The sequence below is a fragment of the Kitasatospora sp. NPDC042419 genome, from assembly GCF_056437345.1.
Genome location: NZ_JBWKAW010000002.1, coordinates 1 through 17,768 on the forward strand (window position 1 = coordinate 1; position 17,768 = coordinate 17,768).

At 72.4% G+C, this 17,768-nt stretch carries 19 protein-coding genes; 6 read left to right on the forward strand and 13 right to left on the reverse strand.

Annotated elements, in window-relative coordinates:
* Nucleotides 1-315: 315 nt before the first annotated feature.
* The 4 genes from AC067J_RS03810 to AC067J_RS03825 all read left to right on the forward strand — a co-directional run bounded on the left by AC067J_RS03810 (nt 316) and on the right by AC067J_RS03825 (nt 2,017).
* Entirely contained in the window at nt 316-1,146 is an 831-nt protein-coding gene (locus AC067J_RS03810) for a helix-turn-helix domain-containing protein (protein ID WP_478296368.1), read from the forward strand.
* Nucleotides 1,143-1,358 (forward strand): DUF397 domain-containing protein, encoded by a 216-nt coding sequence (locus AC067J_RS03815; protein ID WP_478296369.1) that lies wholly within the window; start codon nt 1,143-1,145, stop codon nt 1,356-1,358. The genes AC067J_RS03810 and AC067J_RS03815 overlap by 4 nt, the downstream gene beginning before the upstream one ends.
* Before the next feature lie 100 nt (nt 1,359-1,458).
* Nucleotides 1,459-1,668 (forward strand): DUF397 domain-containing protein, encoded by a 210-nt coding sequence (locus AC067J_RS03820; protein WP_478296370.1) that lies wholly within the window; start codon nt 1,459-1,461, stop codon nt 1,666-1,668.
* Between the two features lie 139 nt (nt 1,669-1,807).
* On the forward strand, nt 1,808-2,017 hold the full coding sequence (locus tag AC067J_RS03825; RefSeq protein WP_478296371.1) for a DUF397 domain-containing protein: 210 nt from the start codon (nt 1,808-1,810) through the stop codon (nt 2,015-2,017).
* Between the two features lie 73 nt (nt 2,018-2,090).
* Here AC067J_RS03825 and AC067J_RS03830 read toward each other — a convergent pair whose 3' ends face one another.
* The 6 genes from AC067J_RS03830 to AC067J_RS03855 form a co-directional block, all read right to left on the reverse strand.
* Nucleotides 2,091-2,894: a hypothetical protein gene (locus tag AC067J_RS03830; protein WP_478296372.1), complete on the reverse strand. Its 804-nt coding sequence runs from the start codon at nt 2,892-2,894 to the stop codon at nt 2,091-2,093.
* An 80-nt stretch (nt 2,895-2,974) separates the two neighbouring features.
* The gene (locus AC067J_RS03835) at nt 2,975-3,481 is read right to left on the reverse strand and encodes a SigE family RNA polymerase sigma factor (protein ID WP_478296373.1); all 507 of its coding nucleotides are present in this window, start codon (nt 3,479-3,481) and stop codon (nt 2,975-2,977) included.
* Between the two features lie 284 nt (nt 3,482-3,765).
* On the reverse strand, nt 3,766-4,998 hold the full coding sequence (locus tag AC067J_RS03840) for an MFS transporter (protein WP_478296374.1): 1,233 nt from the start codon (nt 4,996-4,998) through the stop codon (nt 3,766-3,768).
* A 173-nt stretch (nt 4,999-5,171) separates the two neighbouring features.
* A complete protein-coding gene (locus AC067J_RS03845) occupies nt 5,172-6,149 on the reverse strand; it encodes a transaldolase family protein (RefSeq protein ID WP_478296375.1) in 978 nt (325 codons plus the stop codon).
* On the reverse strand, nt 6,146-7,477 hold the full coding sequence (locus AC067J_RS03850; RefSeq protein WP_478296376.1) for an MFS transporter: 1,332 nt from the start codon (nt 7,475-7,477) through the stop codon (nt 6,146-6,148). The genes AC067J_RS03845 and AC067J_RS03850 overlap by 4 nt, the downstream gene beginning before the upstream one ends.
* A 5-nt stretch (nt 7,478-7,482) precedes the next feature.
* Nucleotides 7,483-8,022: a VOC family protein gene (locus AC067J_RS03855; protein WP_478296377.1), complete on the reverse strand. Its 540-nt coding sequence runs from the start codon at nt 8,020-8,022 to the stop codon at nt 7,483-7,485.
* 247 nt (nt 8,023-8,269) lie between these two features.
* On the opposite strand from AC067J_RS03855, the gene AC067J_RS03860 reads away from it, so the two are divergent.
* Nucleotides 8,270-9,478: a serine hydrolase domain-containing protein gene (locus tag AC067J_RS03860; protein ID WP_478296378.1), complete on the forward strand. Its 1,209-nt coding sequence runs from the start codon at nt 8,270-8,272 to the stop codon at nt 9,476-9,478.
* A gap of 308 nt (nt 9,479-9,786) precedes the next feature.
* Here the strand turns inward: AC067J_RS03860 and AC067J_RS03865 are convergent, their stop codons facing one another.
* Nucleotides 9,787-10,728 carry an aldo/keto reductase gene (locus AC067J_RS03865; RefSeq protein WP_478296379.1) on the reverse strand — a complete coding sequence of 314 codons (942 nt, stop codon included), beginning with the start codon at nt 10,726-10,728 and terminating at the stop codon, nt 9,787-9,789.
* Between the two features lie 59 nt (nt 10,729-10,787).
* Between AC067J_RS03865 and AC067J_RS03870 the strand changes: the two genes are divergently transcribed.
* On the forward strand, nt 10,788-11,153 hold the full coding sequence (locus tag AC067J_RS03870; RefSeq protein ID WP_478296380.1) for a MerR family transcriptional regulator: 366 nt from the start codon (nt 10,788-10,790) through the stop codon (nt 11,151-11,153).
* A 19-nt stretch (nt 11,154-11,172) separates the two neighbouring features.
* Here the strand turns inward: AC067J_RS03870 and AC067J_RS03875 are convergent, their stop codons facing one another.
* The 6 genes from AC067J_RS03875 to AC067J_RS03900 form a co-directional block, all read right to left on the reverse strand.
* Nucleotides 11,173-12,393, reverse strand: a complete 1,221-nt coding sequence (locus tag AC067J_RS03875) for an acyltransferase family protein (RefSeq protein ID WP_478296381.1) — start codon at nt 12,391-12,393, stop codon at nt 11,173-11,175.
* The gene (locus AC067J_RS03880; protein ID WP_478296382.1) at nt 12,390-14,036 is read right to left on the reverse strand and encodes an FAD-binding oxidoreductase; all 1,647 of its coding nucleotides are present in this window, start codon (nt 14,034-14,036) and stop codon (nt 12,390-12,392) included. Before AC067J_RS03880 ends, AC067J_RS03875 begins: the two co-directional genes overlap by 4 nt.
* A gap of 36 nt (nt 14,037-14,072) precedes the next feature.
* A complete protein-coding gene (locus tag AC067J_RS03885) occupies nt 14,073-14,459 on the reverse strand; it encodes a cupin domain-containing protein (protein ID WP_478296383.1) in 387 nt (128 codons plus the stop codon).
* Entirely contained in the window at nt 14,456-15,286 is an 831-nt protein-coding gene (locus tag AC067J_RS03890; RefSeq protein WP_478296384.1) for a cupin domain-containing protein, read from the reverse strand. Before AC067J_RS03890 ends, AC067J_RS03885 begins: the two co-directional genes overlap by 4 nt.
* Nucleotides 15,279-16,475, reverse strand: a complete 1,197-nt coding sequence (locus AC067J_RS03895) for a sedoheptulose 7-phosphate cyclase (protein ID WP_478296385.1) — start codon at nt 16,473-16,475, stop codon at nt 15,279-15,281. Before AC067J_RS03895 ends, AC067J_RS03890 begins: the two co-directional genes overlap by 8 nt.
* Nucleotides 16,476-16,595: 120 nt before the next feature.
* Nucleotides 16,596-17,687 carry an IS701 family transposase gene (locus AC067J_RS03900; protein ID WP_478296386.1) on the reverse strand — a complete coding sequence of 364 codons (1,092 nt, stop codon included), beginning with the start codon at nt 17,685-17,687 and terminating at the stop codon, nt 16,596-16,598.
* Nucleotides 17,688-17,768: the final 81 nt, after the last annotated feature.

Here is a 17,768-nt window from a genome sequence, read left to right on the forward strand (position 1 = left end):
TGGACGTGCTCGGGCTTGGTGGTCCACTCGCAGCCGCCGCCCTCGTGCCGGAGGTAGGCGAGGCCGTTGAGGGTGTCCATGTAGACCCCTTCGACAACCCCGCCGGTGGGAGCACGGTGGCCGAGGTCGCGCACCACCTCGCCGACAACGGGGGCGTATACGGGCATACGGCGGCAGCTGGGCATTGGGGGCCTCCAGGGAAGGTTGCTCTGTGCTCTCTGAGCATCACGGCGTGTATCCAGGTTGGCTTACGCTCCCGTACGATGGCTAGATCCTCAACTTCCCAGCTGGCAAAGAGGAATAGGGAGAAGCTCCTTGAATCGGAAGAAGCTTGATCCTCAGTCGTCACCTCGCGCTGCTTTCGGTCGACGTCTCCGCACGTCAAGGGAACACCTTGGACTGACGCAAGATCAACTAGGCAAAATGATCGGCTACTCGGACACCCACATCTCGGCTGTAGAAACAGCCCTGAAATCCCCCACGCGTGACTTCGCACAGAAGTGCGATGAAGTGCTGGGTGCTGAGGGCACGTTGGAGACGATGTGGTGGGGCCTCAAGGCAGCTGCTCTGCTGGACGGGTTTCCAGAACATGCTGCCCAGGAGTCGCGGGCCACCCAGATCAGAGTCTTCGAGGCGAACATCGTCCCTGGTCTGCTTCAGACCGGCTCGTACGCGGCGGCATTGGCAGTGGCTGCGGTCCGTCGCGGGCGGATTACCAAGGGGCAGGCCGATGAGCGGCTCAAGTTTCTCGCCAACCGACAGAGGCTGCTCCAGCGGCCAGAGCCCCCCATGCTCCATGCGGTACTGGATGAGAGCTGCATCCGTCGGCCGATAGGGGGAGTCGCCGTGATGCGTGAGCAACTCGCCCATCTGGAGGATTCGTTCGCCAATCCGAGGATCATCCTCCAGATCTCGCCGTTCAGTCTTGCGGAGGAGGCTCCGTTCCGGGTCTCGATGACGCTCCTGACCTTCGCGGACCGGAGTGTCGTCGGCTACTCCGAGTCGCTTGAACGTGGCTATGTCATGCGGACGCCTGGCGCCGTCGCCGCTTGGGAGGAGGACTACCATCGTTTGCAGGTGGAAGCGCTGTCGAAGCGGGCTTCCCAAGCGATGGTCCGTAAAGCGCGGGAGGAATTGGCTCTATGACGCTCCGACTCGAAGACCTGTCTCGTGCTTCCTGGTTCAAGTCGACGTACAGCGACAACGGGGGTACGTGCGTCGAGATCACCGCAGACTTCCCTGGTCTTGTCCCTGTCCGTGACTCGAAGGACCCCGAGGGCCCGGCGCTCCTCTTCGCGGCCGATGCCTTCGCTTCCTTCCTCGCCGCAGTCCGGGCTGGCGAGTTCGGCGAGGTCTGAGCTGTCGCGCTGCGACGGCCGGTTCGGGGGTTCACCCGGTCGTTTGGCGCGCGTACCGTGAGTGGTGGTGGGACCGACTCCCTTGTGGAAGGGCTATCGCATGACGAGCGTCGACCTCGCCACTGTCCGGTGGCGCAAGAGTACGTACAGCCAGCAGGGCGGCGACTGCGTTGAGATGGCGATCGGCTTCGCCGAGCTGGCGGCCGTCCGTGACTCCAAGGATGTGTCTGGTCCGGCGCTCGTCTTTCGGGCCGAGGCTTGGGGCTCGTTCCTCGCCGCTCTCCGGTCCGGCGAGTTCGGTGAGGTCTGAGTAGCCGCGCTCCGATGGCCCTGGCCGGTTGGCGGTCAGGGCCATCGTCGTTCATCGGCTGGTTCGGGGCTATGTGTGGTGGTTCGGCGTGCGTACCGTGTTGGTGGTGGGACTAACTCCGTCGTGGAAGGGCTATCGCATGACGAGCGTCGACCTCACCGCCGTCCGGTGGCGCAAGAGCACGTACAGCGGAAACGGCGGGAACTGCGTCGAAGTCGCCCCTGACTTCCCCGGCCTTGTTCCTGTCCGTGACTCCAAGGACCCTCACGGGCCGACTCTTCTCTTCCCCGCCGATGCCTTCGCTTCCTTCCTCGCCGCCGTCCGGGCCGGGGAGTTCGGCGAGGTCTGAGTAGCCGCGCTCCGGTGGCCCTGGCCGGTTGGTGGTCAGGGCCACCGTCGCTCCCTTCTCGTAGGGCAACCGGTCAGCCGACGGCGCCGAGGATCGGGGCCCAGACGGGGCCGGTGAGTGCGGCCACCACCTGCTGTTCGGTGAGCGGGGGAGCGGCGCGGGTCGGCTTCGGCGTCGTACCGTCACTGCTGCCGCCGGTGCTGTTCCACTCCACCAGCTGGAGCTGCGCACCGGTCGACTTCAGGGTGACCGTGATCGTCCAGCGGCGCGCGGTGTCGGCGCGGGCCGGGTGTTCGGCCGCGTTCTGTTCCGACATCACCAGGGCCCCGCCGGGTACTGCGGCACTGCTCGGCAGTTCGCTCACCTTGCAGGTGTCACCCTTGGCCCGTGGGGGCGTCCGCTCGCAGCTCAGCCCGTCGCCGTCCCTGAGCGGCAGCTTGAGCCGCACGGCCGAGACGCCGACGTAGGCGGCGCCGTGACCGTCGTCGACGACCAGGCCAGCGTTGGCGACGTGCCCGGCGGACGGGTCGGAGGGGTTGTTGCTCTGCCCGGTCACCTGGCTGAACCGGCCCTCGGGGAGCGTCTGCTCCAGGGCCTGGATCATCTGGGCGTCGGTGATCGCGGAACGGGGCATCGCCAGCGCCGCGGGCTCGATGTCGGACCCCGAGCTGCGCATCCCCGCGATGGTGCCGGGAAGCACCAGGGCGGCTGCCGCGATCGCGGCGCAGACGCCGACCCCGGCGGCGACGCCGGCCCGGCGCCTGCGCCGGCGGCTCCGCCCGCGCTCGACGGCTCCGTTCAGGAACGTGGTGATGTCGGGTTCGAGGGAGTCGGTCGTGCGGTCCAGGGCGTGTGCGAGGTCTGCTTCGAACGGCATGCTGGCGGTCACCTTGTTCTGTCGCTGATGGGGGCTTCGTAGCGGCTCTGACCCGCGTGCACCGGCACCGGCACCGGTGCTCAGTGCGGGACGAGGTCGGACAGGCTGTCGCCGAGTAGCACGCGCAGTCTGCCGAGTGCCCGGGTGCCCTGGGAGCGGACCGCGCTGCTGCTCAGCCTGAGCATCCCGGCGGTCTCCTCGATGCTGCGGTCCTCCCAGTAGCGCAGCAGCAGTACCGCCCGGTCGCGGGGCGGCAGTTGCGCGAGCGCGTCCAGCAGGGTGAGCCGCAGGGCGGTGTCCGGGCCGGCCGCCGCACCGTCGGGCATGGTTCCGACGGGGCGCTCGCCGGTGCTCCGTCGGCGCCGCAGGCTGAGGAAGGCGCGGACCAGGACCGTCTGGGCGTAGGCCGCCGGGTTGTCCGCGCCGGCCACCCGCTTCCAGTGCACGTACACCCGGCTGAGGGTCTCCTGGACCAGGTCCTCGGCGAGATGGGCGTCGCCGGCCGCGAGGACGTACGCCGAGCGGTACAGCGCCTTCGCCCTCGCGGCCACGAACTCCAGGTACTCGTCCTCCTGTGCTGACTTCACTCGGTCGCCGCCCGTCCCCTTGTGCTGTGATCCCCGTGCATACCCCTCATGACTACGCGAGACGTCAGGATGTCGTGCGGGCGGGAAACCTTTCTCCGCCGCAGCCGACGCCGACGCCGACGCCGGAAGCCCGGGCAGGCCCCGCCCGAACCGGGCGGGGCCTGCCTGTCACTCGTCCTCCTCGGGCTGCGGTGGCGCGGGCGGCGGCGGAAGGCCGGCGCGCCAGCGGGCCAGGAGGGTCGAACCGTCCGCGAGCGGGGCGGGCCGCTGCTCCCCGGCCGCGCTCATCGGGCGGCCAGGGCCTGCTGGATGTCCCCCAGCGAACGGTTCTTCGTCTCCGGCACCCTGCGCGCCACGAACAGCACCGCCCCCAGCGACACCGCCGCGAAGAACCAGAACACCCACCGCTCGCCCACCGCGTCCGCCGTCGGCAGGAAGGCCTGGCCGACCACGAAGTTGGCCGCCCAGTTGACCAGCGCGCACAGCCCCGTCCCCCGGGCCCGTGACTCGGGCGGGAAGATCTCCGCCGCCAGGATCCAGAACACCGGCCCCAGCCCGATCGCGAACGCCCCCACGTACGACGTCATCGCGACCAGCGCGACCGCGTTCGCCACCGGCCCGGACTGGCCCGGTCCGAGTGCCACGCCCAGCGCCACCAGCGACACCGCCATGCCGCCCAGCGACCAGAGCAGCAGCGGCCTCCGTCCGACCCGGTCGATCAGCGGGATCGCGGCGATCGTGAGCAGCACGTTCACCGTGCCGATCGCCACCGAGTAGCCGATCGAGTCGGTGGCCGGCAGCCCGGCCCGGGCCATGATGCTCGGCGCGTAGTAGATGATCGAGTTGATCCCGCCGAACTGCTGCACCGCCGCCAGTGTCACGCCGATGACCAGCGCGGCCCGTGCCCCCGGGGTGGTAAGCAGTGCCCGCGGCCGGTCGGTCCGCACCGTCCGGGTGCGGCCGTCCAGCCAGGCGGGGGTCTCCGGGATGAACAGCGTCCCGATCAGCATCGCCACGGACGGCACCAGCCCGACCGCGAACATCGCCCGCCAGTTGCCGCCGTCCGCGAAGGCCAGGTTCACCAGGTAGGACACCAGGATGCCCACCGTCAGCAGGATCTGGTTCACGGTGATCATCCGCCCGCGCAGTCCCGGCGGTGCGATCTCCGCGAGGTAGAGCGGGACGATCGTCGACGCGCTGCCGACCGCGAGGCCGAGGACGGCCCGGGCCGCCAGCAGGGTCGGGAAGTCCGGCGCCACCGAGGCGAGCAGCAGCCCGACGGTGAACGTGGCGGCGATGCCGATCAGCGCCTTCCGCCGTCCGAAGCGGTCGGCCGGACGGGCCCCGGCCAGCGCGCCGGCCGCCGCGCCGAGCAGCAGCGCGGAGATGACCGCGCCCTCCTGGAAGGCGTTCAGCGCCAGTTGGTCCTTGAGGAAGAGCAGTGCGCCGGAGATGACGCCGGTGTCGAAGCCGAACAGCAGCCCGCCGAGCGCCACCACGCCGGTGGCGAGGGCCATGCGTGGAACGGGGGGTGAGGTCGGATCAGGTGCGACGGGCGGTGCGACGTCCAGGTGGAGCTGCGGTGCCATGAGCGGGTTCCCCCTCCTGGGGCAGACAGGGCGGACAGGGCGGACAGGACGGATGAGGCGCGGACGGGGCGCGGACGAGGTCGGTCGGACGGGTCGGTCGGTCAGTCGTGGGCGTGCGAGGCGTCGAGCGCGTGCAGGACGGACTCGTGGCGGATGTCGAACCACCGCAGGTAGGCGACCAGCCGCTCGGTGAACGCGTGCGCGTCCTCCTCCTCGCGCGGGCTCCGCGGAGCCCGCGCGGGGAGCGGCCCGTCGAGCGACTCCAGGGCCGGGGCGCAGAGTTCGACCGTGTCGCCGGGCGCGGCGAGCCCGTCCAGGTAGCGGTCGGTCCGGTGGCCGGGGACGCCGTGGTAGAGCTGCGTCCAGACGAGCTGCTGCGGGCGGGCGCCGGCCGCGACGAGGGCCCGCCAGCGGGCCGAGACCTCGGGGTCGTGGGCGGCGGCGTGGATCCGGCGGGCCAGCCGGGCGGCGGCCGTCCCGGCCATGCCGCGCAGGGCCTTGGCCTCGTGGCTGCCGGCCCGGTCGAGCAGGGCGTCGATCTCGACGTCGATGCCGCCGACGCCGAAGGCCGCGACGGAGCTGAGCACGGTGAGGTCGAAGCCGCGCCAGCGGGCGAGTTCGAGCCCGTCGAGGTGGGCCCGGACGGCCTGCCGGTAGCGGGCGGTGGAGTGCACCGGGCCGAGCCGGACGCCGACGCCCTCGCCGAGCAGCGGGGTGAGGGCGGCGATGCCCGCGTCGGAGGCGGCGAGGGCGGGCAGCAGGTTGGGGCGGTCGACGGCGGTGGCGAGCCGACGGGCGGCGTGCAGCTGGGCGCAGGCGGTGCGGGTGCGGGCGGCGACCGGTACGGAGACGAGTCCGTCGCGGCCCGCGCTGCTCCTGTGGATGGGGCCCAACAGGTCGCAGAGCGTGCGGAGTTCGTGGTCGGGTGCGGGGCCGGTGAGGGCGACGGAGGTGATCCGGCCGCTCTCGGCGAGTCGGCGGATCCGGTCGTGGCCGGCGGCACCGGACGGGGTGTGCTGGTACCAGACGCCGAGGCCCGTGGCGGTGCGTACCGGGGGGCGCTCCAGGGTGCCGATCATGCTCGGACGGTCCTTTCCTGGTCGAGGGGGTGGGGGTGCGGGATGGGTGGCACGGTTCCGGGAGCGGGCGGGGACGGTGGGGAGGCGGCGGCCGGGACGGCGGGCCGCAGCCGCGCGCTGGCCGCCACCGCGAGCAGGGCGGCCAGGCAGATCGCCGCGGCGAGTGGGACCACCGGCCCGACGCCGTGCGCGGTGACCGTCCGGCCGCCGAGCGCGGCCCCGGCGGCGATCCCGGCGTTGGCCGCCGAGACGCCCAGGGTGGCGGCGAAGTCGCCGCCGGGACCGGCGAGTTCGACGATCCGGGACTGCAGGGCGGGGACCAGTCCGAAGCCGACCAGGCCCCAGCAGGCGACGATCACCGCGACCGCCGCCCCGGAGCGGCCGGACAGGTGGAGCGCGAGCAGTGCGGCGGTCAGCCCGGCGCAGCCCAGGGTGAGCGTGCCCGCGGCCCGGCGGTCGGCCAGCCGGCCGCCGGCGAAGGTGCCGACGGCGCTTGCCGCGCCGAAGGCGAGCAGGTACGCGCTGACCAGACCGCCGGGGACGCCGGTGACCGTCTCCAGGTAGCCGGCCAGGTAGGTGTACGCGGTGAACTGGCCGGTGAACAGCGCCACGGCGATGCCGAGCACGGCCAGTACCGGGCCGGAGAGCGCGCCCCGGAGCTGTCCGGCCAGGCTCGCCGCGCCCATCGCCGCCGTCGGCGGGACGGTCCGCCGGACGGCCAGCAGGGCGAGCGCCCCGAGCGCGGCGACGGCGGCGAGCGCGGCGCGCCAGCCGAGCCACTGGCCGGCCAGCGTGCCGAGCGGCACGCCGAGCACGGTGGCGACCGAGATGCCGCCGAAGACCAGCGAGATGGCCCGCCCCTGCCGGCCGGGACCGGCCAGGGCGACGGCGACGCTGGTCGCGGCGCCGACGATCACCCCGTGGGCGAGCCCGGCCGCGCACCGGGCGGCCAGCAGGACGGCGACGTTCCCGGCGGCCGCCGCTCCGGCGCTCGCCGCCACGTAGGCGGCGAGCGCGCCGAGCAGCAGGGTGCGGCGCGGCAGCCGGAGGGTCAGCGCGGTGAGGCCCGGACCGCCGAGGGAGATGCCCAGGGCGTAGCCGGTGACCAGCAGCCCGACGGTGCCCAGCCCGGTCCCCAGTCCGTCGGCGATCGGGCCGAGGATTCCGACCACGAGGAATTCCGAGGTGCCGACGACGAAGGCGGTGAGGGCCAGCGCGAGGAATGCCGGGCGGTCCGCCCCGGTTTTCCCGGAGGCCTTCGCCGAGCCTTTTCCGGAAGGCGTTTCCGAAACGTTCTCCGGGTGCCCTTCCGGGCTTTTCTCCGGCATGGCGGTCAGCTCTCCGGCCAGTATTCGGAGGGGAGGTAGAGGCGGGTCTCGGTGGCGTCCTCGTACGGCATCCCGGCGGGCATGTTGATGAGTTCCATGCTCATGCCCCAGGGGGTGGTGAAGTAGACCCACCGGTCGCCCTTGATCGGGCCCTCCTCGATGGTCTCGGGCTCGCCGAGGATGGTGACGCCGGGGTGCTTGCGCAGGTAGTCGGCGGCCTTGTCGACGTCGTCGACGTAGATCGCGAAGTGGTGGCCGCCGACGTCGCTGTTGCGCGGCTGCTCGCGGTCCTGCTCGGGGGCGGTGTACTCGAAGAGCTCCAGGTTGGCGTTGGGGCCGAGGCGCAGCATGGCGATGTTCGCCGAGGCGCGCGGGTCGACGTTCAGCTTGCGGGCCATCCAGTCGGTCTCCGGGTCCTCGACCGGGCCGAGCCGGTAGGCGAGTTCGGCGCCGATGACGTCGACGAAGAAGTCGACCGCCTGCCGGAGGTCGGGCACGGTGTAGGCGATGTGGTGGACGGCCCTGGCGCCCGGAATCTTGGCCATGGGAATCCTCTTTCGGTCGATCCCGTTTCGGGGGATCCCGCGGGTGGGTCCGGCGGGAATTCCGGTCGGCTGTCCGCAGCCGACTGATTCGAGAATGGGCCTGCCCGACAGCGGGGGGCAACGAGCTCCGGTGGACTTTGTCAAGGTGCCAAACCGGGGCCCGGGGCGTTCACGATTCCCGGCGGCTGTGTTCTGCTGTTGGGCCGATCGAGGATTTCCCTCACGTATTCGAGCGGAGCTGGTTCACATGACGATCACGTCCGAGGTGCACGTCGCCGGCCGGGTGGCCCCGGGGTTCGAGCGGGTCCGTGCCGAGTTCGAGCGCAATCTGCTCGAACGGGACGACCTGGGCGCCGCGTTCTCGGTCCACCTGGGCCGGGAGACGTTGGTGGACCTCTGGGGCGGGACGGCGGACGCGCGGACCGGTGCGCGCTGGGAGCGGGACACGCTCCAGACGATCTTCTCCGGGAGCAAGGGCATCACCGTCACCGCGCTGCTGAAGCTGGTGGACCGAGGCGGCATCGAGCTGGACCGCCCGGTGTCCCACTACTGGCCGGAGTTCGCGGCGGCCGGCAAGGGAGCGGTGACCGTCCGGGAGGTGGTCACCTTCACCGGGCGGCTGCCCGGCACGTGGGCCCCGGTCAGCCAGGACGACGCCAACGACCCGATCCTGATGGCGAAGCTGATCGCCGCCCAGGAGCTGGAGAGCGACCCGCGCGCCGACGGCATCCTGTACGGGCCGCTGTCGGCCGGCTGGATCGTCGGCGAGCTGATCCGCCGGGTGGACGGCCGCCCGCTGGACCGGTTCTTCCGCGAGGAGATCGCCGTTCCGCTGGACCTCGACATCCACTACGGCACCGGCCCGGCGGACTGGCCCCGGCTGGCCCGCACCACCTACGGGACCAACTTCCTGCCCCAGTTCACCGGTTTCTTCCACAGCGACGACCCGCTGACGCAGCGGATCTGGCAGAACCCGCAGCCGTTCCCGGACGACGAGGGCGTCTGGGGCCGCCCGGAGCGGCGGTCCGCGCTCATCCCGGCGATCAACGTCAGCGGCACCGCGCGGGCGTTCTCGACGCTGTACGGGATCCTGGCCGAGGACGCCGCCCGCCCGCAGGACGACACCCCGCTGCTGCTCTCCCGGAAGACCGTGGACGAGGCGCGCAGCGTGTACGCCCGCAAGACCGACCAGCTGATCGACGTGGTGATGGCGTACGGCGGCGGCGGGTACCGGCTGCGCACGGCCGAGCGGCCCGGTCCGGACGGCGAGACCTTCGGCCACGACGGGGGCGGCGGCTCGGCGAACCAGGCGTGGCCCCGGGTCGGCCTGGGCGTCTCGTACGTCATGAACCGGCTGATCGCGCTGGGTCCCGACGACAAGCGGGCCGGCTCGCTGCTCAAGGCGCTGGCGGCGGACGTCACCGACCTGGGGCTGATGCGCGGGAGCCGGTCCTGAGGTCCGCCCGGCGGGAGCGGCGGAGGCCGGCACGGTGACCCGTCCGGTGGGAGCGGGCGGAAACCGGAAAGGGCCCCCACGGGGGCGGGGGGCCCTTTCCGGTCGGTGGGCGGCCCACCCGGCGGAGCACGCCGCCGGGTGGGGCACCGGTCACTGCACCGCGCTCACTGCACCGCGCTCACTGCACCGCGGTCACTGCACGGCGGTCACCGCACGGGTCGCCGCGTACGGCAGCCACCGCACAGCCGTCCTCGCGCGCGGCGGTCATCGCACCGCGGTCACCACCCCGCGGTCGCCGCGCGCGGCGGTCACTCCGCCGAGGCGGCCTCCGCCTCGGCGGCCTTGGCGGCCTCGGCGGCGGCGATGCCGTCCAGGCGGGCGTACTGCTCGGGGCTCAGCTCGACGGCCAGCGCGCCCAGGTTCTCCGCGAGGTGCTTGCCGGAGGTGGTGCCCGGGATGGGCAGGATGTTGGGCGAGCGGTGCAGCAGCCAGGCGAGCGCGGTCTGGGCCGGGGTGGCGCCGATCTCGCGGGCCACCTCGGAGACCGGGCTGTCCTCGCCCGCGTGGCCGCCGATGGCGATCGGGAAGAACGGCAGGAACGCGATGCCGCGCTCGGCGGTGAAGTCGACCACCGCGTCGTGCTGGCGGGTCGCCAGGTTGTACCAGTTCTGCACGGAGGCGATCGGGGCGATCTCCAGGGCCTGCTCCAGCTCCTCCACGGTGACCTCGGAGAGGCCGATGTGGCGGACCTTGCCCTCGTCCTGGAGCTGCTTGAGCGCGCCGATCTGGTCGGCGAGCGGCACCTCGGGGTCGATCCGGTGCAGCTGGAGCAGGTCGATCCGCTCGACGCGGAGCCGGCGCAGGCTCAGCTCGGCCTGCTGGCGGAGGTAGGCCGGGTGGCCGACGGGGACCCACTCGGAGGGGCTCGGGCGGGTCATGCCGATCTTGGTGGCGACCACGACGTCCCGGGCGTACGGGTGCAGCGCCTCGGCGATGAGCTCCTCGCTGCCGCCGAGGGCGTAGGAGTCGGCGGTGTCGATGAGCTGGACGCCGTGCTCGACGGCGGAGCGCAGCACCTCGACGGCGTCGGCGCGCGGCGTCGGGGCGTGCCAGACGATCGCCTCGGTCGGCTTGATGTCCGGGGTGTCGGCGAGGCGCATGGTGCCGTAGCCGATCCGGCGGACCGTCAGGTCGCCTCCGACGGAGAAGGACTGACGGTCGATCTGGGCGGTGATCTCGGTGTTCGTCATGCTGGTCACGGTACAATCTCCCATTCGTGTGAGATTCAAGTGGATGTGAGGGGTGTCACATGCGGATCGGTGAGCTGGCGGCGGCGACCGGGGTCAGCGTCCGCCTGCTGCGGTACTACGAGGAGCAGGGCCTGTTGGAGACCCACCGTCGCGAGGGCGGCCACCGCCGGTACGGGGAGGACGCGCCGGCGGTGGTCCGGAACATCCGGGCCCTGCTGGGGGCGGGGCTCTCGACCAGCGCCATCCGGGACGTGCTGCCCTGCGTGAGCGGCGACGGCTCGGTGGCGCCCTGCATGCTGGAGGTGCTGGAGCACCGGCTGGACCTGCTGGACCGGCAGATGCTGTCGCTCGGGGCGAGCCGGGCCGCGTTGGCGGGTATCGTCGCGGCGGCCCGGCGGGAGGCGGCGGAGCCGGCCCTGGTGTAGCGCTCCGCCCCGGTGCCCGTTACTCGGCCGCCGCGGTGGCGGCCGGGGCGGGCACGGTGGTTCCGGCCGTACCCGTGGTTCCCGCGGCCCCGGCGGCTGCGGCGGGGGCCGCGGCCGGTCGGGTGGCGGGCCGGGACCGACCCCATCGACGCATCACCGGCACCTCGACCAGGCGGTACAGCGCCCAGCCGAGGACGATGCTCAGCGCCAGGGTGATCCCCATGACACCCAGGGCCCCGGGGGTGTCCCAGGTGTTCGCGCCGGCCGATCCGGTCGCCGCGAGGCCCAGCGGTCCGTACTGGATGACCAGGAAGTGGACCATGTAGAAGGCGAAGGAGACCTCGCCGAGCCAGACCATGGTCCGGCCGGCGAAGGGCGTCCCCACCCCCGCGGCGTCCTTGGCGGCCACCGCGGCGATCAGCAGTGCGACCGGCAGCGCGGTCGGCGCGGCCATGCCCCAGGCGTCCGGCAGCGTGATCATCAGCGCGTAGCCGCCGGCGGTGAGCAGGGCCGCCACCGGCCAGCCGATCGCCACCCACTGCCCGGTCCGGACGATCCGCGCCAGCAGGATGCCGAGCACGAACTCCGGCAGCCGGGAGGCCGGGAGGAAGTAGACGAACCAGTACCGCCAGAAGGAGAGCGGCTGCCAGGGCGAGTCCGGGCTCCCCGGGAGCAGCTGGGCGAGCAGCGGGAGGGCGAACAGCGCCGCCGTCACCAGGCCCACCCAGAGCCAGAGCCGCTCCGGCCGGATGCGCTTCACCAGCGGCAGGAGCACCGGGAAGCTCAGGTAGAACAGCACCTCGCAGGCGAGCGACCAACTCGGGCCGTTCGTCCCGCCGATCACCTCCAGGGAGGGGATCCAGCTCTGCAGCAGCAGCAGCGAGGGGACCGTCCCGGCGGTGGTCAGCTCCGCCCCCGCCCGGGCCATCAGCAGCAGCCCGACCAGCCAGGTGACGGCGTGGTTGGGGTACAGCTTGAAGAGCCGGCGGCGGTAGAAGGCGGCGGGCCGGTCGCCGTCCCGGGCCGACCAGGTGAGAACGAAGCCGCTCAGCACGAAGAAGAACCCGACGCCGAGGAAGCCCGCCCGGCTGAGGTACGTCGACATGAAGTCGTTCAGGCCGGGCCGGTCGAACGGCTTGGCGACCGACACGTGGGTCAGGAAGACCAGCAGCGCGGCGATCCACCGCATGCCGGTCAGCGACGGCAGCCGGGAGAGCCCCTCCCTGGTGGGCGCGCTCACCGGGTGCTCCCGGGCAGCCGGATCGACTGGCGGTGCCGGAAGAAGTCCTTCGGGTCGTACTGCTGCTTGATCCGCTGCAGCCTCGGGTAGTTGTCCTTGTAGTAGAGCGTGCTCCACGGGACGTTCGAGGTGTTCTGCTCCGGGTCGCCGAGGTCGCGGTCCGCGTAGTTGATGTAGCAGCCGTCGGTGACCCGGTTGGAGACCGGGACGCCGCCGGTGTCGCCGTACACCTCGCGGTAGAACTCCTGCAGCCAGGCCGTGTTGGGGGCGTCGTCGGCCGGCGCCGTCCAGTAGGTCTGGTACAGCAGCTTGAAGATCGCGTCGCGCTGCGGCAGGGCGGTGGCGCCGGCGGCGACGCTGTTGATCCGGCCGCCGAAGGAGATCACCGCGACGCCGCCGCGCGGGTTGGTGTAGTCGGTGCGGGTCAGGTGCTTCCAGATCGCCGCGATCTGGTTCTCCGGGAAGCCCCGGCGCATGTACGCGGACTTGTGGCCGGCCCGCAGCTGCGGGTTGGTCTGGGTCGCGTCCATGGTGCCGATGTACTTGACCGCCTTGAGCCACGGCAGCCGGACGACCTCGCCCTGGTGGGGCACGCCGAGGGCGTTGCTGAGGCCCTGGACGAAGTCGTTCGCGCGCTGCTCGGCCTGCGGCACGTCGCCGTTGACCTGGAGCAGCAGGACCAGGCTGCCGGACACCTTGTGGTTGAGGAAGAGCCAGCTGGTCAGGCCGTTGTACACCGAGTCGGGGGCGCTGTTCTGCTCGAACCAGGCACCGTAGTGGCGCACCATGTCGCTGAAGCCGCGCTGGGTGATGTTCTCCCAGGACCAGCTCGGGATGGCGATCAGCACCTCGGCCGGCGGCTTGGGCAGCAGGTCCGAGGGGTTGCTGCCGGTGGCGTCCGGCGAGCGGAACCAGTACCGGGTGACGACGCCGAAGTTGCCGCCGCCGCCTCCGGTGTGGGCCCACCACAGGTCGCGGTGCGGGTCGCCCGGCTCGCGGGTGGCGACGACCGCCCGGGCCCGGCCGTCGGCGCCGAGGGTGACGACCTCGATCGCGTACAGGTGGTCGACCACCAGGCCGTGCTTGCGGGACAGGTTGCCGTAGCCGCCGCCCTGGACGTGCCCGCCGACGCCGACCGCGTAGCAGACGCCGCCCGGGACGGTGACCCCCCAGCCCTCGTACAGGGTCTGGTAGACCTTCAGCAGGGTGGCCCCGGCCTCGACCTCGAACGCCCGGCGGCCGGGGTCGTAGCCGACCGCGTCCATGAGGTTCATGTCGACGACGATCTCGACCTCGGGGTTGTAGACGAAGTCCTCGTAGCAGTGCCCGCCGCCCCGGACGGTGAGCCGCTGCCGCTTGTCGGCCGCGTCCTGGACGGCCTGCACCACCTGGGCGGTGGTGCGCGGCAGCCGGACGCCCTTCGGCTTGGCCTCCCAGCGCGGGTTGAAGCCGGATATCAGGTCGATGTAGCGCGGATTCTCGGAGGTGACGGTGATCAGGTCCCCGTTCCGCACCGCTCTGGACGCCTGACCGGCGTCCTCCGCGACCGCCCTCGTGGCCGGGGCGAGCAGCCCGCCCGCGGTGGCGGCGCCGACGGTCGCACCGGCACCGGCCACGAACGTGCGGCGACTGAGATTACGCATGGAACTCTTCCCACTTCCTGTCTGTTACGGCGCGGTTCAGCCGAGTTGGGGGATTCTGGGCGGCAGGGCGGCGCTGAGCGGCTGCGGCAGGACGCGGGTGCTCAGCAGCCGCAGCCCGTCCGGGCCGGCCGTCACGGTGATCTCGGAGTCGTGCCGGGCGAGCAGCAAGGCGCCCTCCGCGACCGGGAGTTCGTCGAGGCCGTGGGTGGCGGTGCCGCTCCCGGCGAGGACGAACAGGGCCTCCTCGACCCCGTCGTGGACCTCGTGGACCAGGGTGTCGCCGGGCGGCAGCCGCCACAGGTCGACCGTCTCGGTCTCGCTGTGCAGCATGCCCCGGCGGGCCAGGCAGGACCAGGTCCGCTGCTGCGGCCCGACGGTGGCCGGAGCGCAGTCCACCGGCCGGAGCGCGCGGCTGACGATCACCGCTCGGCCCGTCCCGGCACCGCGAGTTCGGCGTGGAAGAACTCCAGGCCGCCCTCGTGGGCCGTGATCACCGCGTCCACCCCGAACGGCAGGGTGACCGCCGTGCCCGCCGCGACCTCCACCTCCGTGGAACCGGCCGTGGCGGTGCCGGAGCCGGTCAGCACGAACACGGTGTGCTCGCCGTCGTGCGAGCTGTACGCGGCGGAGGCGCCGGCCGCCAGCTCCCGGATCTCCACCAGGCGCAGCGGACCGGTGAAGACGCCGGCCGGGTCGACCGCCTTCTCCTCCCGCAGGTCGTGCAGCCTCATCGTCTCGGTCTTCCTCTCGCGCAGGCGGGTGGTCGTGGGGCCGGGCTCCAGCCCGTGCAGGACCTCGGACGTGGCCGGGGCCGGCATCTCGATGACCAGCCACTCCAGGTGCCCCTCGGGGGCGCTGCCGTAGCCGGGGTCGGTGACGCCCGCGGGGGCGTCGGTGTTGCGCAGGCCGTGCACGGTGCCGATCCCGGTGAGCAGCAGGGATCCGGGGCGGGCGGGGCGCGGTTCGCCGTCGACCAGGAACTCGCCGTGGCCGCGGAGGATGAAGTAGATCTCCTCGGTGCGGGTGTGGCGGTGCTCGCCGCTCAGCCCGCCGGGCGGGATCCGGGCGACCTCGATCGCTTCGACCTCGGCCTCCAGGTGCTGCCGGCCGGCGAGCGCCTTCCAGTAGGTGAGCCCGGGGGCGCCGTGCACGCCGTAGATCTCGGAGGCGTCCCGGGTGTCCGCGACGATCGGGCCGCGGGGCGTCGGCCCGGTGACCGGTGCCGACGGTCGGGTCGTCGGGTCAGACACGGCTGAGCTCCCGGGCGTCGAGCACCCTCAGGTCCTCGACGGCGACGGCGAGTTCCTCGCGGGTCACGTCGTTGACGAAGACCGCGTCGCCGATGCCGACCGGCAGCGGGAGCCGCTGCTGGCCGTCGCGGTGGCGGACGGTGTCCTGGAGGGCGGCGTCGAGGAGTTCGGCGTCGAGCAGCTCGTTCCAGCTGGGCAGCTCCAGCGAGCGCATCACACCGAGGATCCGGTCGCGCTGCTCCAGGTCGACCAGTCCGCGGCGCCAGGCGAGCACCGTGGTGAGCGCCATGTCGACGGAGACCGCCTCGCCGTGCAGCAGGGCCGGCAGGGCGCGCATCTCCAGCGTGGGGGAGAAGGTGTGGCCGTAGTCGACGATCCGCTCCAGCTCGGCCTCCCAGAGGTTGGGCTGCAGCTCCTCCAGCATGCCGTGGATGGCCCGGCGGATCACCTCCCCGGCCGGGTCGCCCGGGCGGGAGTCGTCCTGGAACTTCTGCTCGACCAGCCACCGGCCGTGCTGCTCCAGCAGGGCGAACAGCCGGGCGTCCTTGATCAGCGCCATCTTGAGGATCTCGCCCATGCCGTTGGCGATGTGCCGGCGCTCGACGGTGGCGAGGAAGGAGCGGTCGAGCAGGGTGAGCACGGGGGCGAAGTAGGTGCCCAGGCGGTTCTTGTGGCCGTTGAAGTTGACCCCGGTCTTGACCCCGACGCCCGCGTCGACCAGGCCGATCAGCGTGGTGGGGACGCGCACCACCGGGGTGCCCCGGCGGTAGAGGTTGGCGACCAGGCAGACGATGTCCATCAGGACGCCGCCGCCGATCACGATGATCGGCTCGCGCCGGCGGTCCAGGCCGAAGGAGTCCAGCGCGACCACGATGTCCGAGGCGGTCTCGAACTCCTTGAGGGTCTCGTCGGCGCGGACCACCTGCATGAAGTAGTCGACGCCGTGGTGCTCGAAGTAGCTGCGGACCCGGTCGCCGTGCAGGCGGTCGACCTCCGCGTCGATCACCACGAACCGGCGGTTGCCGCCCGCGGTTCCGGCGGAGTTCTCCACCAGGGCGGTGCTCGCCGGATCGAAGACGCCGTCGCAGACGCGCACCTCGTACTCGACCGGCTTGACCGCGCGCACCCGCCAGGACTTCGAGGACTGGCTGTAGGTGAGACCGCTCGGATAATTGTCGAAGACAAGCATGTCCTTTTCCCTTGTGAAGGCATCGGTGAATTCACTGCGGTGCGGTGCGGGTGCGGGGGGAGAGGTGGTGAAGCAATCGGGCCGGCCGGAGCCGGGGCGGGTTTCCGGTGGGTGCGCCGGCTATCCGGGGCGGCGGCCGAGCGCGACGGCGGCGTAGGCCGCCGAGGCGAGCGTCATGTGCCGGTGCCAGCCCTCGAAGGAGCGGCCCTCGAAATCCCGGAGGCCGACCCGTTCGCCGATGGTGGTGCGGTCCTCCTCGACGCCGCCGGCCAGTCGGAAGAGGCGGGGGAATTCGGCGGCCCGGTCCGGCCCGGAATCGGTCAGCCAGAACCCGGAGAACGCGGTGGGACGCGCCCCGGACTCCGCGTAGAGCAGCAGTTCGGGTCCGGTGGGCGGCAGGGCGACCCGGACGACGTGCGCCTCGACCCCGGGCGGGCCCGAGGTGCCGGCCAGCCGGCGGGCCCCGGCGGAGGCGAACAGCTGGTACGCCGGGAGCGGCCGGCCGCGGTCACGGGTGGGGGCCGTGACCGGGGTGAGCCGGGTCGTCGGGTCGACCCGGACGGCCACCCGGAGGCCGAGTGCCCGGCCGGCGGCGAACAGCCCGCCCGGTTCGGCCGGGCAGCCGTCCCAGATCAGGGTGGCCGAGGCGGTGGCCGGCAGCCGGTCCGCGAGCGGTCCGAGCAGCGCGGCCTGCCGGTCCAGCGAGTCCCCGGCCGGGCCGGTGGCGCCCGGGGCGACGGCCCGGTGGGGCGGGTCCGTCAGCTGGAGCTGCCAGTCGACCGGCGCGTTGAGCCGCGGGGCCAGGTACCAGAGGCCGACGGCCTGCTGGGCGCCGGCCAGCTGGCCCAGCTCGGGGACGTAACGCCGGCCGACACCGACCGACCGGGTGCCGGACTTCGGGATGAACATCGACCGGACCAGCCAGGCGCGGGGGGTGCACGCCTCGACCAGCCTGGCCGCGAGCGCCTCCCGGACCGGTGCCCAGGCCCAGGGGGAGTTGCGGATGAAGTGGTGCAGCCGCTGGACCGCCCCCGGGTCGCCGAGCGTCCGGGCGATGTTGCTGATGGATTTCCGGCCGGCTGTCCCGAGGAGGCCGCGGAGGTATTCCTCGGCCTTGATGCGGTAGTCGGCGCGGTCGAACGACGAGAATATGTGGTCGCCCAGGAGATTCGGGAGACCGTCGGTCGGGGATTCGATCGCGGCTGCGTCCACGGTGTTTCACCTCCTTTCTCGGTGCTTTCGTCCGGTGGATTCCCCGGTGTTTCCGGGATTGTTTCCCGGTGGCCGGTACCA